The sequence below is a fragment of the Haloferax sp. AS1 genome, from assembly GCF_014530665.1.
In the GTDB taxonomy this organism is placed as follows: domain Archaea; phylum Halobacteriota; class Halobacteria; order Halobacteriales; family Haloferacaceae; genus Haloferax; species Haloferax volcanii.
Genome location: NZ_SPSA01000002.1, coordinates 263,379 through 287,080, shown reverse-complemented (window position 1 = coordinate 287,080; position 23,702 = coordinate 263,379). Strand labels below are relative to the sequence as shown.

The following is a 23,702-nucleotide window of genomic DNA, read 5'->3' as shown; positions in this document are numbered from 1 at the left end:
GTCTGAAACATTTCAGACAACTTCGGGCGACGTTTGGTACAAGGCGCTTCAATCCCACAAGGGTTCGTCTGAAACCGCTCGACTCCGTGGCCGAGGAGTGGCTCGGTGAGAGCTTCAATCCCACAAGGGTTCGTCTGAAACATTTGACGATATCAGATAATTCGGTGGCAACCCTCGCTTCAATCCCACAAGGGTTCGTCTGAAACCGGAGTCGTGCTCTGGGTTCATTCGCCCCACACCTCCCGCTTCAATCCCACAAGGGTTCGTCTGAAACCGGAAGCCCGGTGCCCACGGGGTGCTGTCTTCCACGCTTCAATCCCACAAGGGTTCGTCTGAAACCGTCCCGAAATCACGGGCGTAACGTCGCGTACGAACCGAATTCAAAAGAACGTTTCCGTCGACCCTCAGTAGTCCTCGCTTCCCCGGGGGGTCGACGGAAACGAACCGCAGTTCCACACGACTGGACAGTCCATCGAGTGGTTCGAGTAACTCAGTCGGCCGGTTGCGGCGCGTCTTCGGCTTCCGCCGCACCGACGGGACCTTCCTCGACGCCGCGACCTTCGCGGTCGATGTATTTGCGGACCCAGAGCTCGCCGGTGATGATGCCGGAGATGGCGCTCATGTGTTCGGCCTCGCCCGTGAGTTCCTCGCGCTGGAGGCGGCGAATCTCGTCGGCGTCGAAGTACGGGCGCTCGCACGCCGAGTCGAGCAGGTCGTCGATGCGCTCGCGGAGCGCGCGGTTCGTCCGGTACCAGTCGCCGATAGTGGAGCGGCCGCCGTAGGTGTGGACGTCGCCGACGAGGCGCTCGCGGATGCGGTCGACGGAGGTGCCGACGACGAAGCCGGCGGCGTGTTGCCACATCGGGCGCGCCGGCGGCACTTTCGTCCGTTCGTAGGGGATGGCCGCGAGTCGGCTGTCGAGGCGGCGGACCAGTTCGACCTTCGGGTAGGCCGTTCCGGCGGGAATCTTCCCGTTGGTGAGTGGAATCGAGCCGACGCGGTGCGACAGCGGCATCCGCGTCACGGCCCGGAGGAACTCGGTGTCGCTGAACGGGACTCGGGTGCCGGCCTGGCTCTCGGCGATGGGGTTGCTGGCGAAGTCGCACCGCGGGAAGTAGTTGCGGTAGTAGCAGTCCATCGCGGTGCTGAAGAGGTCCGGCTGGTCGCTCTTGCGAACCTCCTCGCGGTAGGTCGTCATCGGGTCGAACTCCGTCCGCAGGAGCCGGCGGGCGTCGTCCACGTCGATGCGGTGTTTCGCGCGGTAGAGCGCCGCCTCGGGCGACTTGCTCCCCTCGACGGCGGCCCGGCCGATGCCGTCGCCCATCATCCCGCCCTGTCCGCAGCCCTCGATGAGCACGTCGGGCATGTCCTCGATGTTGAACACGTTCGCGAGGTTGACGAACGTGGAGAGACCGACCATCCCGCTGGTCAGTTGGACCGATTTGTCGAGCGAGTCGACGAGGGCGTCGGACTCGACCGGCACGCGCCGGTTTTCGAGGCCGAGCACCGCAGAAACCTTCGCGGCGAGTTCGAGATTGCTCCCGTTCGCGGGGTTCGAGTCGTAGGTGTAGGTCGTGAGGTCGTGGTAGCGGCTGAGCTCCCCGGCCATCGAGCGACTGTCGAGGCCGCCGGAGAGCCACAGGCCGATATCGCCGTCTATCGTGTCGGCCATGTCGGCGATGACCTCGCGGTAGGCCTCGGTGAGGTCGTCGAGGTAGGAGTCGTCGGGGCTCTGTTCGAACGTGTGGTGCCAGTAGGAGTCGAGCTCGGGCCCCGCGTCGGCCCGGTAGTCGAGGACGGTCCCCGAGGGGAGGAACTTCACGCCCTGCACGAGCGTCTTGTCGCCCCAGACGTGCCCAATCATGAGGAGGTCGCTGATGGCGCGTTCGTCGACCTGCGGGTCGTCGAGGAGGGTCGTCAGCGCGCCGACTTCGGTCCCGAAGGCGAACGGCTCGCCCGCGACGTAGAAACACTGTCGCGTCCCGAGTTTGTCGCTGGCGAGCACGACGCGCTCCGCGTCGCCGTCGACGGCGACGACGAGGAACGAGCCGTCGAGTTCGGGCAGCAGGGCGTGTGGGTCCTCGAACAGTCGGGCGAACAGCCCGTCTACGTCGAGTTCGAGTTCGTCGAGGTTCGTCACCGCGCCGTATATCGCTCCCACGCGCGGGCCGTCTTCCCAGACGGTACAGCCCTCGGGGTCTCTCGCGCCGTGGTGGAGCACCGAGACGCCGAAGCGGCCGGTCGACCGCGCCGCCGACTCGTACCAGTCTTCGTGGTGGAGTTCGGCCGCGCAGGCGTCGAGCGTCGCCGCGTCGAGCGCGCCGCCGACGAAGCCGGTCATCGACGGCCCTCGCGTTCGGTTCGCTCGGCGGTCTGCGGCGTGACTGCTGTGAGTGACATCGTTGCCCGATATCCGCGTGCGTCGGGTTTTGTTATCACGCACCTATACGGCCGCGTGGCGGTGTCGAACGCCGCCGAACCGAACGGTAGCCCGGCTTCATGGGGCCTCTGTGCCGGCCGGACCCTCGGCGTTCGCTCGTTCGGCGCGCGACGCCCGATGAAAACACCGGGAAGAACGCCTATAACGCCGCCTGAGTCGATTACACGCTCAATAACAAACTACGCGACTCGCGTTCTCTCACGGGATGACGCAACGTGATTCGCGGCTCACGAGAACGCTCCTCCTCGTCGGATTTCTCGCGATAGCCGTCGGTATCCTCGTCGCTCGCGCGTCGCCGGCGCGCGCGTACGAAGTTTCAATCTACCAGTCGACGCCGGCGGCGTTCTGGGTCGGCGTGGCGGTGGCGGTGTTGACCGCGCTGGTCGTCGTCGTTCGCGCCCCGAACAGTCGGTTCGCGGCCGGCGGGGTGGCGCTGGCGGCGCTCGCGATAGCCGCGGTCTCCGCCCTCCCGCTCGTCCGAGCGTACCACTTCTACGGGTTCAACGACTCGCTGACGCACCTCGGCTGGGCGAAGTCGCTCGTCTCCGAGACGCTGACGCCGCTGGACATCGTCTACCCGAGCGGCCACGTCTCGGCGGGGATGGTCAGCGCCGCCCTCGGCGTCGAACTCACTACCGCGATGATGCTGGTGGTGTTTTTCGTCTCGGCCGTCTACCTCGTGTTCGTCCCGCTTCTGGTCTCGCTCGTCGTTTCCGACCGCCGGGCGGTCCTCGTCGCCGTGTTCTCGGCGCTGTTGTTCCTGCCGGTGAACCTCAACGGCTTCAAGCTCATGTTCTTCCCGTACTCGATGGCGTCGTTCCTCGGCTTGGTGCTTCTGTACCTCTTCTTCAAACACCAGTTCTCCGGGACCGACGCCGTCGAGAGCCGGTGGCGCGGCCACGTCACGCCCGTCTCCGTCCTGTTCGCGGTCGGGACGGTCGCGCTGGTGTCGTACCATCTGCAAGTCGCCGTCAACTATCTCGTGTTGTTCGCCGTCGCCGCGGGCATCCAGCTCGTCCAGCGCTGGCGGACCCCGGACGCCGTCGCTGAACAGCGTCCGGTGTACGGCCTGACGCTCGTCTTCGCCGCGGCGTTCGTCTACTGGCTGACGCAGTACACGGTCGGCTTTTCGACCGGCGGCCTGTTCGTCGAAGGGGTGCTCGGCATCCTCTCGGGAAGTTCCGAGGCCGGGACGGCCATCTCCCAGCGCACCGGCTCCGTCACGGCCGTCGGCGGCGGTATCTTCGATGTGTTCGTGAAGCTGTTCCTCGTGAACGCGGTGTACGCCCTGATGACTCTCGGTGTCTTCCTCGGCGTCCTGTTCGGGCGGTTCTCGCGGCTGTCGGCTCAGGGCCGGTCGGTCCTGCGGACGCTGACGTTCGGCCTCGTCGTGTTGGTGCCGTACTTCTTCGCGCACCTCCTCGGCGTCATCTCGGAGACGAACTTCTTCTTCCGACACGTCGGCTTCGCGATGATTCTCTCGACCGTCGTCGGGAGCGTCGGGCTGTTCTACGCCTTCGAGTGGCTCTCGGGGACGGAGTACTGGTCGAAGTACGGGGCGGCGGTCAGGACGGGCGCGCCCGTCGCGTCGGCGCTCGTCATCGGGCTCACGCTCATGGTGATGTTCCCGTCGCCGTACATCTACCTGCCGTCGAACCACGTCCCCGCCCAGCAGATCGGAGCGTACGACACCGCGTTCGGGATGTCGGACGAGGATATTCGGTACGTGGGCATCCGCGGGAACCCCGACCGCTTCGTCGATGCGCTCCCCGACAGCCCCACGCCGGCGCTCGGTTTCACGACGCCGGACGAGGCACTCACCGACCTGCCGAGCTACTACGACGGCCCGCGATATCTGATGGTCTCGAAGACCGATCACGACCGCGAGGTGGTCGCGTACCGCGAACTCCGCTACTCCGCGGCGAACCTCACCGCGGTCCAGAATCAGCCGAACGTGAACCGCGTCATGTCGAACGGCGCGGCCGACCTCTACTACGTGTCCGGGTAGCGACACCGAGTCCGAGTTTTCGTTTTTCGCCGCCGTAGCTGCTGCCGTCGATTTCGCCGCTCCGGCCGGTGCCGCCGCTGTCTCTTCCGTTCGGTTGCTCGCCCGCTTCGACCCGCGGGTCAGAAAAACGAGGGGAGGTGTCGACGCCCCACCGGCTCAGAACGGCGGGTTGTAGTCCTCGTACTCCTCCATCTGGTCCATCTCGTCGGTCTTCGACGGCATCACGGCGGCCCGCGGGCCGCTGGCCTGTCGCACGGTCACTTCGGAGACGTCGTCGACCTCGGTGGCGATGCGCTGTTTGATGGCCTTCATCGTCATCGGCGCGATGCCGCATCCGGAGCACGCCCCGCCGATTGCGATGGTGACCTCGCCCGTCTCGTCGTCCACGTCTTCGATTTCGAAGTGCCCGCCGTGTTCCTGAATCTGCGGGACGTTGTTGCTCAGGTAGTTCCGGGTTCGTCGCTCGAGTGATTGCGCGCTCATATTACAGGTGAACGTACGGCTTTATTTGTAATAAATCTGGTCTATTAGGGGTGCCTAAATTCGGGGGATATAGGGCTTACAGCGCAGTTTTAGGCGACACGAACCTTCTATAATCTGATTCTTATCATTTTTCGCGTGGCCTAAAACTCCGCGACTTTCGACTTCCGCTTCGACTCCGGGAGCCCCCACACTCGTCGGCGTCCGTGGGCGTTGTCGTCCGGTCGCCCACCATCTCGATTCCCTCGGTCGCCGTCACTCGCCGTCGGGCCGTCGGGTCCGTCGTCCCGTCAAACAGCGCCTAATTCCCGCGGCCGCGGGAGCCCCGGCCCCCGCGGAGTCCAGTAGCGAGTCAATAATTAATCGCCTCGTGAGCCGATGTGTAGCCGAGTGTTACCGTTCGTGAATACGCCGGGTCGTCGTCGAAGCGGCGGCCCGAGAGGTGCCTTCGATGAGAGATAGGATACGCTCGGTCGTCCGGACGATTCGCCGCCGGTTCGTTCCCGGCGACGACGACGGCGACCTCGCAGAGCGGACGGTAAAAAGCGGGATGTGGGTGTCGGCGATGAACGTCCTCGACCGGGTGCTGAAGGTCGTGATGTTCATCGTCCTCGCGCGACTGCTCGGCCCCGAGGCCATCGGGCTGATGGGCATCGCGCTGCTCACCATCTCGGCGCTTCTGAGCCTGACGAACCTCGGCATCGACGCCGCGCTCATCCAGCGCGTCGACGACGACGTGGACGACTACCTGAACACGACGTTCACGCTCGAACTCCTCCGCGGCCTGCTGATGAGTTCGATTCTCTACCTCGCCGCGCCGTCGCTCGCCTCGCTGTTCGGCGAACCCGCGGCGCGGGACCTCATCCGCGCCATCGCGCTGGTCCCGATTTTCCTCGCGCTGCGGAACCCCGCGATGGTCTACTTCAAGAAGGACCTCGCGTTTCACAAGGAGTTCGCCTACCGGGTCAGCGGCACGACCGCCTACGTCGTGGTCGCGCTCGGTTACGCCGCGGTCAGCCCGACGGTCTGGGCGCTCATCTTCGGCTACCTCGCGGACGCGGGCGTCCGGTCGGTCGCGACCTACTTCCTGCACCCCTACCGCCCGCGTCCCGCGCTGAACCGCGCGTACGCCGCCGAGCTCATCGGCTACGGGAAGTGGGTCACGGGGTCGTCCATCGTCGAGTTCCTCTACGGGCAGGGCGACGACGCGGTCGTCGGCTGGCTCCTGACCGCGACCTCGCTCGGTTACTACCAGCTCGCCTACCGCATCTCCAACGCGCCGGCGACCGAAATCGCCGTCGTCGTCTCCAGCGTGATGTTCTCGACGTACTCGAAGCTCCAAGAGGACCAGCGCGCCCTCCGCGAGGCGTTCTTCAGCACCTTCCGACTCACGGCGTTCGTCGCCCTGCCGATGTCGGTCGGCATCTACCTCGTCGCGCCCGCCTTCGTCGGCGCGTTCCTCGGTGCGGACTGGCTGCCGATGGTGCTCGCCATGCAGATTCTCGTCGCCTACGGGCTCTTTCGGACGCTCTTCGCGACGTTCAACCCCGTCTGGCGCGCCGTCGGCCGCCCCGACGTACAGACCAAACTCGGCTTCCTCAGGGTCGCCCTGCTCGCCGTCGCCATCGTTCCCGCGACGAGCGCCTACGGCATCGAGGGGACCGCCCTCGCGGTCACGGGCATCCTCGCGTTCCCGATGGTCCCCCTCTACGCGCGCGAGATGAAACGCACCCTCGACACGACCTACCGACGGTTCCTCCGGGAGCTTTCGTATCCCGTCGCGGCCAGCGGCGCGATGGCGCTGGCGGTCCTCGCGGCGCAGAACCGCGTCGGGTCGCCGCTCGTCGAGTTCGCGCTCCTCGTCGCCATCGGCGTCGTCGCCTACGTCGTCAGCGCCGCGTCGCTCATGACGCTCTTCGACTGGCGGGTCAAACAGAACCTCCGGGAACTCGTCTCCGTGATGTCGAAGTGAGGGAGGCGTTCGGCCGATTTGACGCCCCGGCGAGTGGTCGATTCGACTGACTCTCATTGCTAGCTGAAGCTTCGACGTGAATCAAACCTATCAGAACACAGTCAGAAAATGTGGGTGCGGTGAAACGAACGCCCTCGCAAGGTTCGGTGGGAGCGTAATTACCAGTTCATAGATTGATTATCCGACGGGTAGAGACGTTTCACGGGCCAAAGCGGACTCGACACAGGCTACCGATTCGCCCCGTATTGTCCCGATTAAGCGGTTGTTTCACGGGCTCAAATCGCCGCGATATTAGTATTTAGTTGATTCTTATCTGGATGAATATAAGGTGTGTCTTTGATATACAACTGGTAACTAACTGGCCTCCATCCGAAGCAATCCCGCAAGTAATCGTAGCTAATCAGATTATACCCTGCAATAATGATTATCACCTTAACGAGGGCTTTCCTGAGATATGGTACGACTAACCGATGGAGACGACGACGAATCCGCCGCGGATTCGGACTCCATCCTCGAATCGCAACTCAACAGGCGGAACTACCTCAAACTCGGTGCGATGGCCGCATCGACTGCCCTCTCTGCCGGCGTCGCGTCGGCTGCGTCTGGACCAGAGGAGCGCTTCGGTATCCAATGGGACCGCGTCGTCAACGCGGTGGACGACCTTGGAATGGACCCCAACGGAAACGAACCGATAGACGACCAACTCGATTCCGCGTACGAGAGCGGGACGCTCATCGAATTCCCTCCGGGTGAGTATCTCGCCACCGAGACGCAGTACTGGAACGACGACGTCTCACGCTTCGGGATGGTCGGCACCGGTAGCTCTCACAAGGACGTGCAGTTCGTCTTCCCGTCGGGCAACAACGGCGAGAAGTACCGGTTCCTCGAAATCACGAGCGGGGACCACCACGTCCTGAAGAACTTCTCCATCCAGCAGACCGACGACGACACCACCACGGCGGACATCTGGATGATAAACGACGACGGCGGCCTCATCGAAGACGTCGAGTGGCTCGGCCGCACCCCCACCGACAACAACGCTCGCCGCCAGCTCCTCGCGTACGATTGTTCCTCCGTCGACGGCGTCAACGTCGCCCGCCGCGTCTACATGCGCGAGGGTGCCGAGCTTCCGGGCTACCCCGACGGCGTCGCGGGCATCCGCGTGCAGGGCGGCTCTGTCGGCGAAATTCGCCTCGTGGACTGCCACATCGAACAGCGCGGGTCGTCGTCGTTCCGCGCGACCCACACCCGCGGCGTCCTCCGCGTCGAGGGCGGCCTGTTCAAGAACAACGACAACACCAACATGCGCATCTCCGCGGGCGACCACCCCGAAAAGACCTCGTGGATCAAGGGCGCGACCGTCATCATGGACGCGGACAACCTCAACGAGCACGCCCACGACGGCGACAGCCTCGACAGCCCCGAGGGGCTCCGCATCGACTCCACCGGCAACGGGTACGCGGGCGTTCTCATCGAGGACTGCGACTTCATCTTCAAGTCTTGCCCCACCTCGCGCGGCATCGTCTCGTCGCCGACGTGGGCCGGCCACGGCGGCTTCACCCTGCGCACCTGCCGCATCCAGAACGACACGTCGGTCCAGACGATTCACGCCGACTCCGTCGACACCGACACCGCGGACAAACCGTGGGGCGTGAACCTCGAAAACGTCTCCATCACGGGCAGCACGCGGTCTCAGCCCGCCGGCGCGGCGGTCTGCATCGACAACGACCGCAACGGCTCGACCGTCCAGAACAGCTGTATCCACTTCCCGAACGGCGACGTGGACGGCGTCCTCGTCAACGACGCCACGAACTGCGAAATCGTGGACTCGAACATCAACGTCTCCGGGCAGGCGACGGTGTTCAGCGGGGCCGACGTGGACACGAGCAACATCACGAGCGGCGATTCCTGTCCGCTCCCGAGCGCCGATGGCAGTACCGGCGGCGACTCGTCGACGACGGACGACTCGACGGATTCGACGACGGACGACAGCACGGCCGAGCCCCTCCCGAACGAGATTCGACTCGTCGGCACGGGCACGACGACCCAGTACGAGTTCACGGTGACGGACTCGCTCCAGGCGTCGGGCGACACCATCGAGGAGTGGGACGACATCGAAAGCGGCACCGCGACCGGCTGGATTACGACCGACGGCGTCGAGGACGCCTACACGTTCTCCGGCGACATCGACTCGTTTTCGTTCCTCGAAGGCGAGTCCGAGATTTACGTCAACGGCGAGCAGGTGTCCGAGAGTACCGTCACGGGCGCGACGACGGACGACTCCACCGATTCGAACACGGACGGGTCGACGGATTCGACCGACGACTCCACGACCGATTCCCCCGACCTCTCGCACGAACTGCGCCTCGTCGGTACGGGCACGCAGACCCAGTACGAGTTCACCGTCAGCGACGCGCTCGAAGCCTCGGGCGACACCATCGAACAGTGGGACACCATCGACGGCACCTCCGCCAGCGGGTGGATTACGACCGCGGGCGTCGAGGACACGTTCAACTTCGCTGGAAGCGTCACCTCCTTCGGCTTCGTCGAGGGCGAGGCCGAGATTTACGTCGACGGCGAGCAGGTGACCGAGAGTACCGTCACGGACGCCGTGACGGACTCGGGCACTGACGGTTCGACCGACTCGGGCACGGACGGGTCGACGGATTCGACCGACGACACCACCGACAGTCAGAACGAACTGCGCCTCGTCGGCACCGGTGCCGAGACGCAGTACGAGGTCACCGTCAGCGGCACGCTCGAAGCCTCTGGCGACACCATCGAACAGTGGGACGACGTGTCCGAAAGCTCCGCGACGGGCTGGGTGACCACCGAGGGCGTCCAGGACGTGTACGCCTTCACGGGTACGATTACGTCGCTGTCGTTCCTCGAAGGCGAGGCCGAGGTCTACGTCAACGGCACGCGGGTCGACCCCGCCGTGTTCTCCCTGCCGAACACCCTCGTCGTCGAGGGCGACGGCACGGAGACGACGTACGACTTCATGGTCTCCGGCGACATCCTGAACGACCCGCTCGTCGGGCCGACGGAGAGCGACGACAGCCTCACCAACGGCAAGGCGAAGGGGTCGGTCACGGACGGTATCGACGCCTTCCGGTTCTCGGGCGACATCACGAAGATGAACCTGGCCGGCGACGCGGCGCTGACGTTCGAAGACAACGACGGCTGAGGCGACGCAGGAAAACGACACGACGGCACAGCACGGACACAGAAACTACGCGCGGCGCGCCGCTCGCGCGGTGACGCCGCAGACGACAGAGGCACCCACGTTCGCATTCCGACGCGGTTTTTTCGATGCTCTACTCGACGACCGAACGACCGCCAGCTTCGCCGGGGCCGACGCGCCGCGGGCGAGCTCGCGTTACGCGTCGTCGCCCGCGTCGTCCGCGCCGCCGGCGGTCGGCTCTTCGGTCACGGTGACCCAGACGTACGCCGAGCGGTACGCCGTCTCGGTGCTCGGCTCCGCCGGCGCGTCGCCCTCGTACAGGAAGTAGGTGAGCCGGAGGTCCTCGCCGGTCAGCGCCGGGGCGAAGTTGTGGCGGGTCCGCCACGTCTCGCCGTCTTCGACGGTCTCCGTCCGCGACCCGAGGACTTGCCGCTCGACGACCGTCACCTCGCCGTTCGCTCGCTCGACTCGCTGGAGTTCGGCCACGAGCGTGTAGCTCGTCGCCTCGCCCTCGACGTTCTCGACGGAGACGAACAGGGAGGTCTGCTCGCCGACCGTCAGCGCTTCGGGGTAGTCGGCGGCGACGAACTCGCCCCCGGCGTCCTGCGTGAGAAGCGACAGGCTCGAATACGACTCGCCCGTCCCCGGCGCGACGAGCGCGTAGCCCAGACTCGCGCCGGCCACGATGACCGCGAAAGCGAGCGCGACGTTCAGAAGCGAGTCCACCCGCGAGGGCTGGTCGAACGACCGAACCACGTCGGCGTACCAGCGGCGAATCGGAACGCGGAACCGCTCTGCTTCGGGGAGTCGCTGCCGCCGGGCTTCACCGACCGCGAGACCGACGACGATGACCGCCGCCAGAGCGAGGAGGACGGGCGCGGTGTCCAACCCGACGCCGGTCCAGAGGAGCGTCAGCCCGACGACCGGCAGCAGCGCGACGCTCATTCCGAAGGCGAGCGCGAGGCGCTCCGCGAGGCTGAGGTTGGGCTGCCACTCGAACCGACCGAACGACGGTCCCTCGGTGGGCGCGTCCGACGACCCGGCGGGGAACAGCGCGAGCAACAGCGCGTATCCGGGGAGAAACAGCAGTACGGGGAGCCCGACGAGGGCTTGGACGGTCGGAACGACGCCGAGCGCCGCGACGAGGCTACTCGCAACGACGATGACCAGCGCGAAGGGCACGTCCAGCGAGAGTTCGCCGAGCGCCCGGTTTAACCGTCCTTTGCTGTGTGATGTGGACCCCATTACTGGATAGATGACGCGACTAGGCTGTTGTTATTGAGCGCCTCACGCCTCCGATTTCGGCGGTACGAGGTGACTAACCCCCGATTACCTCGCGGTCTGCGACACCGTCGGTCTCGCTCTCGCTGTCTCCTCGTCGGTCGCTCTCGTCGTCGCCGCCGACGCGAGACGACTGCGAGTCGCTCGGCTCGTCCCGCTCGAACGACGCGGACGGTGCCGCCGCGATTCGAAGCGGTTCGTTCGCGCGGCTGTCGAGGAGCATCGCGCCGCCCAGGGACGCAACCCCCCCGATGACCCCGGCGAGGGTCGCTCGCCCCGCACCGTCGCGGTCCTTCGACGCGACGCCGCCGACCAGTCGGAGCACGCCGGCGAGGACGCCCACGACGCCGAGCGCGTAGAGGACCGCCACCGGGTGAACGCCGCCGTCGAGGTACCGAACCCGGAGCCGCCAGAGGAAGTCTCTGAGCAGGAGGAACGACAGTCCGGGGACGAACGTCGAGTACCTGATGCCGCTTTCCTCGTCGCCGTAGCGGGCGCGCATCGGCACGGTCGCGACGCGTTTTCCCGCGACGTTCAGGTTCACGAGCAGGTCGTTCAGGAAGCCGTACTGGTCGTACAGCCGGTCGAACTCCAACTCCGAGAGCGCGTCCGCCGAGACGGCCGTGTAGCCGTTCTGCGGGTCGCGGATGTGCCAGTAGCCGCTGGCGATGCGGGTCAGCCCGGACAACAGGAGGTTGCCGAACAGCCGCCACGGGGGCATCCCCCGGCGGGTGTCCCGAGCCGCGAGCCGGTCACCGACGGCGTAGTCGGCGTCCCCGTCGACGACGGGGTCGATGATGGCGGGCATGATGTCCGGGTCCATCTGGCCGTCGCCGTCCATCACGACGATAACGTCCATGCCGTCGGCGAGCGCGCGCTCGTAGCCGGTCTTGACGGCCGCGCCGCGCCCGCGGTTGACCGCGTGTCGAATCGGGACGACGCGCCGGTCGAGAGGCGCGCCGCCGTCGGCCGCGGCGACGACGGGCGCGGCCTCCCGTTCGTTCGCGCGCGCGGCGTGCCGCCGAATCACCTCCCACGTCCCGTCGGTCGAGCGGTCGTCGACGACGTAGGCGCGGTCGACGAACGCGGGGAGCGTGTCGATGACGCCGCCGACGAACCGCGCCTCGTCGTACGCGGGGACGACGACGCCCACGGCGTTACCGCGATACATCGTCCCTCGCGTGGGTCCGCTGTGGTGAACGCCGCGCGGCCGCCGGCCCACCGCGTCGGGGGCGTCGTCCCCGCGGCGACGAATCGAGCTGGAGAGTGCGTAGGAACATCGATACTTCGACCCGCAGATTGGGCGGTTCGGGTCTTTGTTAGTCGTCAGCAACACGTACGTAAACGCGAATTTCAGGCGTTTCAGACGGTTTGTGCGGGTGTCAACGTTCTTTGAAACGTGACTGACCACCTTCGAATCAAGTTATTCGAGACTGTCATGAAAATCGGTATGTCGCCCGCAGGGCCGGCGTGCCGGGCGGGGTTCCGTTCCGAGCGAGTCGCCGCGTCAGACGGCGTCTCGGACCGACTCCCAGTAGCTCGACGCCGTGACCACGTCCAGCCCGAGTTCGTCCACGTAGTCCATCGTCTCGGCGAACGCCGCCGGGCTGACGGAGCGCCCCTTCCCGGTCACGTCGTGGTACATGAGCACCGCGAGTTGGTCGTACTGGGCGGCGAAATCGAGCGCCTGCTTCGCCTTCTTCACGTCGTCGCCGTCGGTCCGGCCGACGATTTGCGGGTCGGATATCGCGCCGGTCGGCCCGCCGACCGTCACGAAACCGAGGTAGTGGTAGTCGCTCGCGGCGTCGAGCGCCGACTCGTCGTACCGGCCGTACGGCCAGATGATGAAGTCGGCCCCGCGCTCGAACCCGTTTTCGACGAGCCACGCCTTCGACTCCCTGATGCTCGCGCGCTGGTCGACCGGCGAGAGGTCGCGGAACGAGTCCGACCGCTGGGGGTGGCTCACCATGTCCCAACCGGCGTCGACCATCTCGTCCATCCCGTCCCGGGGGATGCGGTGGCTCGACCCCACGGTCCACGGGATGACGCCGACGACGCCGGGAAAGCCGTGGGACTCCAGTATCGGGTACGCCGTGTCGTACTGGCTCCGGGTGTTGTCGTCGAACGTAATCATCACCTTACCCGCGTCGGCCCGGGGTTTGGCCCGGAGCGAGTCGACGTAGAACCGCGCCGCCGTGCCGCCGCCGGTGTACAGTTGGATGCTTATCTCGGTGACGTCCGTCAGGTCCGGCGACCCGGTGACGCGCCGCGGCCCGAGGTCGAGGCGCTGCCAGCCCGCCCGCCAGATGTGCCGGCCGAGAAGCAGCGTGTTGTCGTAGTCGGGCGCGGCGAGGCGAACCGTGATGCCCTCGGTGTCGGGCGTTTCGAGGTTGACCGCCAGCGAGAGGTCCGCCCCGGAGAGGTCGATACCGCCGTCGAACGTCCGGTAAATCCACACCCGTTCGTCGGCCGGCGTCGCCTCGAGCCGGAGCGACTGAGACCCGCAGTAGACGACGTCCTCCTCGACGGCGAACCGCCCCGCGAACGTCTCCCACCGGCGCTCGTCCTCGAAGTCGTCGACGAGCCATCCGGCGTCTCTGAACCGCTCGCGGCTGTTGAACGCGACCGCAAGCGGGTCCCCCGGCGCGTCGACGCTCGGGTCGTCGTAGCTGAAGCGTGGGGTCGGAACTGGCGGCACGCTGGTCGCGGTCGCCTCGGGCGTTCCGGCCGGTTCTCCACCCCTCGCGACACAGCCGCTGAGCACGGCGGCGCCCAGTCCGAGGTATGAACGCCGTGACAGATTCATACGGATAACTGTCGCCACGAGTGGATAGTAATGCGACTCGTAATCTCGGTCGCACCGGACTGAACGCGTCGAACACTGCGGCGACGCCGGTTCTGTCCCGTGTTTTCGTGCGTCTCCTTCACCGGATTCGCCGCCACCGACGAGCCTTGATTCCGCGCCCCTCGCGCCGTCAGCCGCGGTTACACACCGTTTACCAATCACCTTCCCCGTCCAACTGACGGGAAACATGTGCAACCGATGTTGGTCCCTCTCTCTCCCGCTTTCATCTCGCCCTTCGAGACGACTCGACGCCGCTGCACGGACGCCGGATAGTCGCCCGGAACGCCGCGAGCGCACGGAGGTTCTCCGCCGGTGAAGCGCAGAACCTATCTGCGGACGCTCGGCGCGGTCGGCGTCGGGGCCGCGCTCGCCGGCTGTAACACGCCGGACGAGGAGACGCCGACCGAGACGCCGATACCGACCGAGGAGACGCCCACGCCGGAACCGGAACTCACCGTTCTCAACGCGGTTGACGACCTCGGGATGGACCCGACGGGCCAAGAGCCGGTCGATGACATCCTCGACGAGACGTACGGTGAAGACACGGCCATCGAGTTCCCGCCGGGCGACTACCTCATCACCCGCGAGCACGACTGGGACCGCGGCGTCTCGAACTTCCAACTCGTCGGCCTCGGCGACTCGCACACGGACGTCCAGTTCGTCTTCCCGCCGGCGGACCCCGGCGAGCGGTTCCGGATGCTCCGCATCACGAGCGGGACGGACCACGTCCTGAAGAACTTCTCCATCCAGCAGACCGACGACGACACCACGAGCGCCGACATCTGGCTCGCCAACGACGACGGCGCGCTCATCGAGGACGTCGAGTGGCTCGGCCGCACCCCCACCGACAGCCACGCGCGCGACCAACTATTGTTGTTCGACTGCACCTCCGTCGAGGGCGTCAACGTCATCCGGCGCGTCTACATGCGCGAGGGCGCGGCGCTCCCCGGCTACCCGAACGGCGTCGCCGGGATTCGCATCACAGAGCGGTCGGTCGGCGAGGTCAAAATGATAGACTGCCACATCGAACAGCGCGGGTCGTCGTCGTTCCGCGCGACCCACACCCGCGGCGTCCTCCGCGTCGAAGGCGGCCTGTTCAAGAACAACGACAACACCAACATGCGCATCTCCGCGGGCGACCATCCGACCAAGACCTCGTGGATTAAGGGCGCGACCGTCATCGTTGACGCCGATAACCTCAACGAACACGCCCGCGAAGGGGACCGACTCGACAGCCCCGAAGGGCTCCGCATCGACTCGACGGGCCACGGTTACACGGGCGTCCTCATCGAGGACTGCGACTTCGTCTATCGGTCGAGTCCGTCCTCGCCGGGTATCATCACCGTCCCGACCTACGGGAGCCACGGCGGCTTCACGATGCGTAACTGCCGCATCGTCAACGACACCGGCGTCCAGACCATCTACGCGGGCCCGGTTGACACCGACATCGCGCGAGAGCCGTGGGGGATGGTCCTCGAAAACATCACCATCTCGGGGGCGTGCGAGAGCCAGCCCTACGGCTCTGCGGTCGTCGTCGACGAGAACCGAAACGGCTCCCGCATCGTCGATAGCTGTATCTACCTGCCGAACGGCCGGGTCGGCGGCGTGCTCGTCAACCGCGCGTCTGACTGTGCTATCCAGAACTCCAGCATCAACGTCAGCGGCCCGCCGACGCGGACCCGCGGCGTCGAACTCGCGCTCGACGACGTGACCTACACCGCGACCTGCGCGTTCCGCGACGAGTGAGCGTCGGGCGCTGAGAAGGCACTGCCTGCGTCCTCAGTTGTCGGCTGCCGGCCGTGAACGCGCTGGATACTGGCTATCGCATGTGGCCCGGTCCGTCCCACACTGGTCAGCACAGTAGCAAACCTTACCCAGTAGTATGTTCTACCGGCGAGCATGGCCACGTCGGTGAAGATGGACGACGAGACGAAATCCCGTCTCGAACGGTTACAGGCCGAGATTCGGCTGAAAACCGGGACGCGAGTGACGCAGCAGGAGGTCTTGGCGCGGCTCGTCGAGAACGCCGTCGAGTCCAAGGCGGACCTCATCGACTCGTTCCGCGAGGAGCGCGTCCCGCTTTCGGCATCCGAGCGCGAGCGGTTCCACGACGGGATGGTTTCGTCCGGCGTCACGACGACGGAAGAAGACATCGACGACGTGCTGTACGGATGAGCGTCTTCGTCGACACCGGCGTGTTCTTCGCGCACCACGATACGGATGCCGACCGGCACGACCAAGCCGTCAGCGCGTTCGACGACCTGTTCGACGGGGAGTTCGGACAGCCGTACACGAACGACTACGTTCTCGACGAGACGGTGACGCTCACGCGCGCCCGAACGGATTCGTTCGAGGCGGCGGACACCGTCGCCGGTCGCATTCTCGGTGAGGAGCCGTTCCCGAACGTGTTCCGGATGATTCACGTCGAACCGGACGACGTCCGGGCGTCGCTGGAGACGCTCCGTCGATACGAGGACCACGACCTCAGTTTCACCGATGCGACCATCGCCTCGCTGTGTGAGTCGCGTGGCATCGACGCCGTGTTGAGTTTCGACACGGATTTCGACGGACTCGTCGACCGCATCGAACCGGGGTACCGGTCGGTTTAACAGCGCCACGGGGAGCGCCGACAGAGCAACTCCGGCTCGGTTCCGCTGCAAACCGACAACTGTGTCTAAACTACCATTTATCCGGACGCGCGACGCAGTTCGACCTATGGTTCGGCTCTGTCATCGGTACGGTCCCGGACGGCTCCCGTACGCCGGACGAAACGACATCGGCGGCGGGATAGCGATGGCTGCCACCGGGCTGTTGGCAATCACCCTCTGGTTCGGTGCTGCGGGGCTGCTGACCCTCGTCGGCGCGATGAACGGGACGCTCGGGTTCGTCTTCGGCCTCGGACTGCTGGCCGTCCCGGTAGCGATACCGACCTCGTTTATCGTGGGCACGCTACTCTGGCGACGGTTGCGACCCGACGACGACCGCCAACGCTACGGTGCGCTTTTCGGCGGGCTGACTGCACTCGGAAGTCTTGTCACGGGCGGGTTCGGGCCTGCGTTCCTCGCCGGCGTCTCGAACGTCACCCGCGGTGAGATGGTTCTACGGGAGGCCGTCGTCTTCACCGCGCTCCTGCTACCAGTGAGCGTGGTTTTCGCCGTTATCGCTGCCGGTTGGTTGGTCGTTCCGCTCGGCGCGTTCGGCGGATGGTATCACGAGCGTGCGAAGGCGCGCTCCTGACGAGGTCCGACCGCTAACCGCGCTCCGCGGCGTTCCACAGCGCCACGGCGAGCGGCGACGCCACGACGCCCGGCCGACTCAGCGACCTCTGAAGTTGAGTCCCGGCGTCAGCGTGATACCGGTCCTCGGCTCTTCCGATTCGTCGCCCCCGCGGTCGTGGTCGGCGGTCGATTCCTCGTCGGCTTCGTCGCCGCCCCGGTTGAACAGCGCGTGGTGCACGTAGCGGGCGAAGGGGACCGGGTCGTCGAGGCGCGCGAGGTCGAATCTCGGTTCGCGGTAGATTGAGGCGGCGACCTCCCAGACGGTCTTGACGAACGACGGGCGCTCGACGAGCGGCGAGTCGTCGCGGCGGACGCTCATCACGTAGCCGAGTTCGCCCCAGAGGTAGTGGGTGCCGACGCCGAGTTCGTAGCCCGGTTCGATGCGGTGTTTCTGCCCGGTCGCCTGCAACCAGTAGTAGTACGGGAAGTCGGCCCCGGCGCGGACGGTCGAGGGGAGCGACTGCCACATCCGGGGGTTGATTTCGATGAGTTTGAACTCGCCCGTCTCGGCGTCCTTGAGGTACTCGATGCACGCGAGGCCGTGCCAGTCGATGTGGCCGAGGAGCTTTCGCGCGACGGATTCGAGTTCGGGGTCGTACACCGAGGTCCGGTAGACGCCGCCGCCGCCGGTGTAGGAGTTCCCGCGAATCTGGAGGTGCTGGAACGTTGCGAGTGGCTCGCCGTGGTCGTACAGCGCCGCGAACATGTACTTGTCCTCGGCCGGGACGTAGTCCTGTACGATGGGGTCGTGTTTCATCTCGGCGTATATCTCGTCGGCGTCGGGTCGGTCGCCGGGCCGGACGTGGCGGACGCTCTTGACGATGTCGTACTCGTGGGGGTCGTAGCCCTCGACGTACTCGCCGGCGACGACGTTGTACCGCGGCTTGATAATCGAGGGCTCGTCGAACGCCGCGACCTCGCTGAACAGGCGGGTCCGCGGCATGGGGACGCCGGCCTCGACGGCGGCCTCGTAGAGGAGCTTTCGGTCGTGGACCCGGCGGAGCGTCTCGAAGTCGGGGACGACGAGGTCCACGTACTGCTCGAACTCGTCGCGGTACTTCGAGAAGACGTAGCCGTCTTCCGGCCGCGTCGGGATGACGGTCTTCACGTCCGGCCGGGCGGCGATGCCGACGAGGGCGTCTTTGTAGGCCACGAGGTCGTCTTTCGGCGCGGGGATGCGGACGAGTTCGTCGCAGAAGCGAGACGAGGCCGCCGGCGTGTCGTCGTGTTCGGAGGCCATGACCGTGTGGACGCCCCGCTCGCCGAGCGACCGGACGCAGGTGTAGTTGCCCGATGGAACGAGTACCGATTCCCGGGCGTGCGCGCGTTTGGACATGCCTGAACCGTCGCGCGGTGACGGAATTAGTATGGGTCGGCTAACGGATTCGGGGTGGGAGACGGGAGCCGATTCGCCCCGGTCGACTCGGTGGTCGGAACGCGGGCGGCCGTCCGCGACGGGGTCGGATCGCGCCGCTGCGCGAGCGCCGCACCTGCGACCGAACTGTGGATTCGGACGCGACGAACCGGATTCGATTCGTGAAAGTCGAGCAATCCGACGGTTTCGGGTCGGTTATCCACAGCATACCGGGGGACTGGCGAAACTGTCGCCCCGGGACGAACCGACCGAGGTGGCGAGGCAGTCGCTCTCGACCGAAAGACAAAGAACAGTTAGCAGTTCGGCGCGGTGCCGCGCGAGGCGACGACTCAGATGGCGCGGGCTGACCGCCGCCTCAGAGCACGTCGTCGTCGAGGCCGCCGGGGTCGCCGGCGGTGTCGAAGAGGTTGTTCTGGGCGCTCTGGACGAAGTCGGACTGGACGCCGTCCTCGTCGTCGACGGGGGCACCGTAGGCGTCCATTCCCATCGAGAGGAGTTCCTCGACGGCCTGTTCTTCGCTGATGAACTCTTCGTCGACGAGCTGTTCGAACTCGACGAGCAGTTCGTCCGGGAGATTGACTTCTACGACGGGCATAGAGACGCGTTCGTGCTCGACATACTTGAGCGACCGGGTGTGAGTAATCGCGGTCTGGGTCGGGTCGTGAGCTGTCGTCGGGAGCGACACTCCGCGTCGCGCGTCAGTCACAACCGCGTGTCTTATCAGTTCTCCGTCGGACCCTCAACCCGACGAACGTCGAGGCGTCGATTGCCGACGCCCCGGACCGAGGGACCGACGTGACACGCGACACAGACCCGGCGACTGACGACGCCACCCCGGCCGAGAGCGACGCGCTCGGCTGGCTTCCGGAGCGCGTCGAACTGCCGAGCGACGAGTGGGTCATCTACCCGCCCGGCGAGCCGCGGCCGGCGAACTTCGCGCTCCGCTTCGAGAAGGCCGTCCCCGCGGTGCTCGTCGGTGTCGACTCCGGCGACTCGCCGGGCGTCCACGTCCTCCCGCACCCCGGCGGTCTCTCCGTCTCGGCCCGGTTCGGTGGCGTCGTCGACGACTCGGTCCGAGAGTTCGACCCGCCGGCGTCCGACGCCGAGCGCGGGGCGGTCGCCGCGTGGACGCAGACGTGGGTCGAGCGCGTGGACGACCGGGCCGAGCGGGCGCGCATCCGGACGGCCTGCGCGCCGGTCCCGAACGCCGGCGACCGCGTCTCGCGGGCGCTCTTCGACCACTTCGGGAGCGCGGACGCCGTCGCGGCCGCGGTGCTCGAACGGAACACCGCCGCGCTCACGCGGGCGTCCGGTGTCGCCGAGCAGACCGCGACCGACTTGGTCGTCCACTACGGCACCGACGCGGAGTGGGAGCACTACCGCCGCCACCGCGACGCCGCCCCGTGACTCAAATCGCGATTTGACTCTCGCGTAGGGTTATTCCCGTCCGCGACGACTACTGGGTATGTCCCTGACACGACGCACCGTCCTCGGTTCGACCGCCCTCCTCTCGTTTGGCCTCCTCGCCGGCTGTGTCGGCAACGGCGGGTCGGACGACGGCGCGCCGACTGACGACGAACGGACGGACACGCCGACTGACGACCTCACGACCGACGAGCCGACGGACACGACGGACGACCTTCCGGACGGAAACGGCACCGACGACGGAGCCGGCGGCACCCGCCCGTCCGGCGGTCCCGGCATCTCACTGGTCAGCGTCGACGACGCGCCCGACGTGCCCGTCGAACACGACATCGAGATAACGGAGGACCTCGCGACCGACGAGCACCCGCCGCAGGTCCGCATCACGCTGACGAACACCGGCGACGAGGTCGTCGAGGTCGGTGAGGGAAGAACGGTCTTCTTCCAGTACGTCTCGGACACGACGAACGACCTCATCTTCCTCCCCGCGGGCGGTGAGTACCCCGTCGAGGCGGGCTGTTGGCGGCTCGAAGACAACATCGCCGTGACCGAGGAGTATCGGATTCTCTCGCTTGACCCCGGCGAATCACAGTCGGCACTGGTGGACCTCTACGGCGTCGCCCAGTCCGAGGGCGAAGAAGCGAGTTGTCTCCCGGTCGGGGAGTTCCGCTTCGAGGCCGACTTCGCTACTGGCGGGCTCTCGGGGTCCGACGGCGGGAGACAGGAGGCGGCGTGGGGCTTTTCGCTCACGCTGGAGTGAGACACACGGGTTCCGAATACGACCGCTGACCCGTCGCGGGCTTTATTCGGCTCCCCGTGCGGCGGCCGAGTCCGAGACGACAGACCACTCCGAGGGGTCGATATCGTTCCCCTCGACGGCGCTGTGCTCTGGATACGCCGTCATCACGAGATACGTCGCCGTCCCGGAGAGATACTCGGTCAGCCGACCGAGGTTCTCGTCGGCGATGCCGCCGAGGCGGTCCACGAGCATGACCGGCACGCGCTCGGCCACGTCGAACGCCTGGTACCCCGCGAGCGCCGTCGCCAGCCCGAGGAGTTCGACCTCGCCCTCGCTGAGCGCGCCCAGCGACGCCTCGCGGCCGTCGCGGGCGACGACGAGGTCGAACTCGCTCGTCAACCGCGCGCTCTCGAACCCCGTCTCGAACAGCGGGACGATTTCGCGAATCGCGTCGTCGAACGCGTCTCGTGTCTCTTTCTTTATCTCTTGTTTTCGCCGCCGGAGACGGGTTATCTCCTCGGTCAGCGACTGTCGCTGTGAACGCAGTGATTCGAGCTTTTCGGCCTCCGATTCAGCCGATTCGAGTTCCGACTTCGCGTCGTCGAGACGCGCGTTCGCGTACTTCAGTTCGCTTTCGATATCGGTCACATGTTCGGAATCTGATTCGATTTGCTCGCGGAGGTCGTCGATACGCTCGGCGAGTTCGGCGTCGCGTTCGCGCGCGTCGTCGAGGCGGCGTTCGAGGTCCGACCGGCGCTCGCGGAGCTCTCGGAGTTCGGTCTGAAGTTCCCGTTCGCGTCGGCGTCGCTTCTCGCGCGACTCGACGCGCTCGGTGAGTTCCTCGACGCGCTCTCGGCTGGCTTCGGCCGCCGTGGTTCGGCGTTCGATACGCTCGGCGAGGTCGTCGAGTCGCTCGGTCACCGACGAGGCGTCCGTCTCGGCACCGCAGACCCAACACGCGAGTTCGTCGTCGACGACGCCGTGGGTCACGTCGGTCAGCAGTTCGGTCCGGTCTTCGGCCACGACGCGGCGGTTCGCGTCGTAGACGCCCCGAAGAAGCTCGATATCGCGTTCCTGCCGGTCGAGTTCCCGCTTCGCCGCGTCGAGTTCGCGCGCCAGTTCCTCGTCGTCTTCCACGTCGAGTCCGTCGAGTTCCTCCTCGCGCGCGTCGAGTTGTTCTCGGACCCGCTCGGCGGTCGATTCGAGTCGGTCGATGCGGCTCTGGACGCGGGAGCGCTCCGCGCGGGCGTCGCTGAGCGCCTCGCGCGTCTCGTCTCCGCCGGCGGCGTCGGCCGCCGCGCGCTTCGCCTCTAACTCCTCGACCTCGGCTTCGAGTTCCGACACCCGCCCGGCCAGCGTCGGCAGGCGGTCGGCCGCGTCTTCGGCCTCCGAGAGCGCCTCGTCCACGCGGTCGCGCTCGCGGCGCGCCTCGGCGATGTTCGCGTCGATATCCTCGAAATCGAGCGGTCGCGTGAGGAGGGGTTCGAGGTCGTCTCCCTCGCGGACGGCCCGCCGAATCTCGTTTTCCTCGCCGAGGAACGCGAACAGGTCGGCGCAGACGCGGTCGGCCTCGGCGGACAGATACGGCTCGCCGGTCGTCCGGACGTTCCTCCCGTCTCGGGTCAACTCGACCGCGTACTCCCCGTCGTCGGTCGAAAGCGAGACGCGCCCCTCGGTCGCGCCTTCGGTCAGCGGCGACGCCGTCCCGAGGACGGTCGCTATCGCGGCGAGAAAGCTCGATTTCCCCTGCCAGTTGCTCGCGCGGACGGCGTTCAACCCCGGTTCGAGCGTCGCGCTCCCGCGTCGAATCCCGGCGACGTGCTCCACGTCGAGGTACCAGCTCATGCCATTCCGGCGGCCGCGACGAGTTCGAGCGCCGTCCCGGTGTACTCGCTGAGCGCGAGGCCGGCGCTGGAGAGCGCGCCGATGGGGAGCACTGCCCGGAGCCGCCCGCCCGAGTCGGCCCCGCCGTCGGGCGCGACGCCGGTCTCGCGGACGGCCTCCTCGGCCATCTCGTCGGCACCGGCGTGGTGCTCCTGACAGACGAACCCGCGGTCGAGCGCGTCTTCGAGCGGGACCCGCGTCGGGCACTCCGCGCAGGACACCTTCACCTGCACGTCGACGCCGGCGTCCTCGGCCCCGGCGAGTCGCCCTTTCTTCCCCAGCGACGCGAGCGCCGATTCGGCCTTCTCTACGACCGTCTCGCGCGCGATGTCGACGCTGTTTCGCTCCCAGTCCGAGGACGCCTCGACGGTCGGTTTCTCGCCGTCGAGGCAGTCGTTGAGGTGGCGTCGCATCGTGCTCCACGACGCCATCGCGCCCGTCACCTCGTCGGCGTCGATGTCGTCGGTGGCGAGGTCCGCGGCCACGTCGCCGTAGTCGAGTTCGTCGTCACCGACGAGGGCCTCGTACTCCGCGTCGAGGCGCACGTCGGTCACGTCGCGACCGTTCCGCTCGTAGACGCGCGCGAGCAGTCGCTTGTTGAACCACGTCGTGAGCGACTTGTACCCCTCGCTTTCGCCGCCGTCGGCCCCGGTCCACCGCGCCAGCAGATAGTCGTCGACGGAGTCGTACCTGCCGGTCGGCGCGGCGAGTCCGTACCGTTCGATTGCCACGTCGACCTTGCACATTGTCTCGTTGCACGGAACTGGTGGCGCGACGGTAATAAGACTACGCTT

General features: G+C 66.6%; 18 protein-coding genes and 1 CRISPR repeat array. Of the genes, 9 read left to right on the top strand and 9 right to left on the bottom strand.

What is annotated here, in order from left to right; translation table 11 throughout:
• Positions 1–44 precede the first annotated feature (44 nt).
• Positions 45–341: direct repeats of the CRISPR family, unit length 33 nt; unit sequence CGCTTCAATCCCACAAGGGTTCGTCTGAAACCG.
• A gap of 149 nt (positions 342–490) precedes the next feature.
• Positions 491–2,341 carry an asparagine synthase-related protein gene (locus E4P24_RS16130; protein WP_188148772.1) on the bottom strand — a complete coding sequence of 617 codons (1,851 nt, stop codon included), beginning with the start codon at positions 2,339–2,341 and terminating at the stop codon, positions 491–493.
• A 304-nt stretch (positions 2,342–2,645) separates the two neighbouring features.
• Between E4P24_RS16130 and E4P24_RS16125 the strand changes: the two genes are divergently transcribed.
• Positions 2,646–4,448, top strand: a complete 1,803-nt coding sequence (locus E4P24_RS16125) for a hypothetical protein (protein WP_115803833.1) — start codon at positions 2,646–2,648, stop codon at positions 4,446–4,448.
• A 156-nt stretch (positions 4,449–4,604) separates the two neighbouring features.
• Here E4P24_RS16125 and E4P24_RS16120 read toward each other — a convergent pair whose 3' ends face one another.
• On the bottom strand, positions 4,605–4,931 hold the full coding sequence (locus E4P24_RS16120) for a NifU family protein (protein WP_004064658.1): 327 nt from the start codon (positions 4,929–4,931) through the stop codon (positions 4,605–4,607).
• Positions 4,932–5,379: 448 nt separating this feature from the next.
• Between E4P24_RS16120 and E4P24_RS16115 the strand changes: the two genes are divergently transcribed.
• The gene (locus E4P24_RS16115; protein ID WP_004064657.1) at positions 5,380–6,900 is read left to right on the top strand and encodes a lipopolysaccharide biosynthesis protein; all 1,521 of its coding nucleotides are present in this window, start codon (positions 5,380–5,382) and stop codon (positions 6,898–6,900) included.
• 454 nt (positions 6,901–7,354) lie between these two features.
• Positions 7,355–10,087 carry a hypothetical protein gene (locus E4P24_RS16110; protein WP_188148771.1) on the top strand — a complete coding sequence of 911 codons (2,733 nt, stop codon included), beginning with the start codon at positions 7,355–7,357 and terminating at the stop codon, positions 10,085–10,087.
• Between the two features lie 192 nt (positions 10,088–10,279).
• Here E4P24_RS16110 and E4P24_RS16105 read toward each other — a convergent pair whose 3' ends face one another.
• The 3 genes from E4P24_RS16105 to E4P24_RS16095 form a co-directional block, all read right to left on the bottom strand.
• Positions 10,280–11,329: a DUF1616 domain-containing protein gene (locus E4P24_RS16105; protein ID WP_223174068.1), complete on the bottom strand. Its 1,050-nt coding sequence runs from the start codon at positions 11,327–11,329 to the stop codon at positions 10,280–10,282.
• A gap of 73 nt (positions 11,330–11,402) precedes the next feature.
• Positions 11,403–12,536 carry a glycosyltransferase family 2 protein gene (locus E4P24_RS16100; protein ID WP_188148770.1) on the bottom strand — a complete coding sequence of 378 codons (1,134 nt, stop codon included), beginning with the start codon at positions 12,534–12,536 and terminating at the stop codon, positions 11,403–11,405.
• A gap of 336 nt (positions 12,537–12,872) precedes the next feature.
• A complete protein-coding gene (locus tag E4P24_RS16095; RefSeq protein ID WP_115803837.1) occupies positions 12,873–14,129 on the bottom strand; it encodes a polysaccharide deacetylase family protein in 1,257 nt (418 codons plus the stop codon).
• 393 nt (positions 14,130–14,522) lie between these two features.
• Here E4P24_RS16095 and E4P24_RS16090 point away from each other — a divergent pair, with 393 nt between their 5' ends.
• From E4P24_RS16090 to E4P24_RS16075, 4 genes are all read left to right on the top strand, one after another.
• Positions 14,523–15,956 (top strand): twin-arginine translocation signal domain-containing protein, encoded by a 1,434-nt coding sequence (locus tag E4P24_RS16090; protein ID WP_188148769.1) that lies wholly within the window; start codon positions 14,523–14,525, stop codon positions 15,954–15,956.
• 153 nt (positions 15,957–16,109) lie between these two features.
• Positions 16,110–16,385: a hypothetical protein gene (locus E4P24_RS16085; protein WP_004043114.1), complete on the top strand. Its 276-nt coding sequence runs from the start codon at positions 16,110–16,112 to the stop codon at positions 16,383–16,385.
• The gene (locus E4P24_RS16080; protein ID WP_115803839.1) at positions 16,382–16,819 is read left to right on the top strand and encodes a type II toxin-antitoxin system VapC family toxin; all 438 of its coding nucleotides are present in this window, start codon (positions 16,382–16,384) and stop codon (positions 16,817–16,819) included. The genes E4P24_RS16085 and E4P24_RS16080 overlap by 4 nt, the downstream gene beginning before the upstream one ends.
• Positions 16,820–17,003: 184 nt before the next feature.
• Positions 17,004–17,447 (top strand): hypothetical protein, encoded by a 444-nt coding sequence (locus E4P24_RS16075; RefSeq protein WP_004064645.1) that lies wholly within the window; start codon positions 17,004–17,006, stop codon positions 17,445–17,447.
• Positions 17,448–17,525: 78 nt separating this feature from the next.
• Here the strand turns inward: E4P24_RS16075 and E4P24_RS16070 are convergent, their stop codons facing one another.
• On the bottom strand, positions 17,526–18,824 hold the full coding sequence (locus E4P24_RS16070; RefSeq protein ID WP_188148768.1) for a carboxylate--amine ligase: 1,299 nt from the start codon (positions 18,822–18,824) through the stop codon (positions 17,526–17,528).
• Positions 18,825–19,218: 394 nt separating this feature from the next.
• Entirely contained in the window at positions 19,219–19,458 is a 240-nt protein-coding gene (locus tag E4P24_RS16065; RefSeq protein WP_004978002.1) for a hypothetical protein, read from the bottom strand.
• Between the two features lie 200 nt (positions 19,459–19,658).
• On the opposite strand from E4P24_RS16065, the gene E4P24_RS16060 reads away from it, so the two are divergent.
• Positions 19,659–20,270 carry a hypothetical protein gene (locus tag E4P24_RS16060; protein WP_115861992.1) on the top strand — a complete coding sequence of 204 codons (612 nt, stop codon included), beginning with the start codon at positions 19,659–19,661 and terminating at the stop codon, positions 20,268–20,270.
• Positions 20,271–20,328: 58 nt separating this feature from the next.
• Positions 20,329–21,045, top strand: coding sequence for a hypothetical protein (locus tag E4P24_RS16055; protein WP_188148767.1), 717 nt, complete (start codon positions 20,329–20,331; stop codon positions 21,043–21,045).
• Positions 21,046–21,087: 42 nt separating this feature from the next.
• On the opposite strand, the gene E4P24_RS16050 is transcribed toward E4P24_RS16055, so the two are convergent.
• Both E4P24_RS16050 and rdfA read right to left on the bottom strand, forming a co-directional pair.
• Positions 21,088–22,869, bottom strand: a complete 1,782-nt coding sequence (locus E4P24_RS16050) for an archaea-specific SMC-related protein (RefSeq protein ID WP_188148766.1) — start codon at positions 22,867–22,869, stop codon at positions 21,088–21,090.
• Entirely contained in the window at positions 22,866–23,654 is a 789-nt protein-coding gene (gene rdfA / locus E4P24_RS16045; protein WP_115861988.1) for a rod-determining factor RdfA, read from the bottom strand. Before rdfA ends, E4P24_RS16050 begins: the two co-directional genes overlap by 4 nt.
• Between the last annotated feature and the right edge of the window lie 48 nt (positions 23,655–23,702).

Coding starts and splice junctions, on each gene's coding strand:
- E4P24_RS16065 (WP_004978002.1), bottom strand. CDS start 19,458: ATGCCCGTCGTAGAAGTCAATCTCCCGGACGAACTGCTCGTCGAGTTC.
- E4P24_RS16050 (WP_188148766.1), bottom strand. CDS start 22,869: ATGAGCTGGTACCTCGACGTGGAGCACGTCGCCGGGATTCGACGCGGG.
- E4P24_RS16105 (WP_223174068.1), bottom strand. CDS start 11,329: ATGGGGTCCACATCACACAGCAAAGGACGGTTAAACCGGGCGCTCGGC.
- rdfA (WP_115861988.1), bottom strand. CDS start 23,654: ATGTGCAAGGTCGACGTGGCAATCGAACGGTACGGACTCGCCGCGCCG.
- E4P24_RS16075 (WP_004064645.1), top strand. CDS start 17,004: ATGGCTGCCACCGGGCTGTTGGCAATCACCCTCTGGTTCGGTGCTGCG.
- E4P24_RS16110 (WP_188148771.1), top strand. CDS start 7,355: ATGGTACGACTAACCGATGGAGACGACGACGAATCCGCCGCGGATTCG.
- E4P24_RS16055 (WP_188148767.1), top strand. CDS start 20,329: ATGTCCCTGACACGACGCACCGTCCTCGGTTCGACCGCCCTCCTCTCG.
- E4P24_RS16100 (WP_188148770.1), bottom strand. CDS start 12,536: ATGTATCGCGGTAACGCCGTGGGCGTCGTCGTCCCCGCGTACGACGAG.
- E4P24_RS16080 (WP_115803839.1), top strand. CDS start 16,382: ATGAGCGTCTTCGTCGACACCGGCGTGTTCTTCGCGCACCACGATACG.
- E4P24_RS16120 (WP_004064658.1), bottom strand. CDS start 4,931: ATGAGCGCGCAATCACTCGAGCGACGAACCCGGAACTACCTGAGCAAC.
- E4P24_RS16070 (WP_188148768.1), bottom strand. CDS start 18,824: ATGTCCAAACGCGCGCACGCCCGGGAATCGGTACTCGTTCCATCGGGC.
- E4P24_RS16130 (WP_188148772.1), bottom strand. CDS start 2,341: ATGACCGGCTTCGTCGGCGGCGCGCTCGACGCGGCGACGCTCGACGCC.
- E4P24_RS16115 (WP_004064657.1), top strand. CDS start 5,380: ATGAGAGATAGGATACGCTCGGTCGTCCGGACGATTCGCCGCCGGTTC.
- E4P24_RS16085 (WP_004043114.1), top strand. CDS start 16,110: ATGGCCACGTCGGTGAAGATGGACGACGAGACGAAATCCCGTCTCGAA.
- E4P24_RS16125 (WP_115803833.1), top strand. CDS start 2,646: ATGACGCAACGTGATTCGCGGCTCACGAGAACGCTCCTCCTCGTCGGA.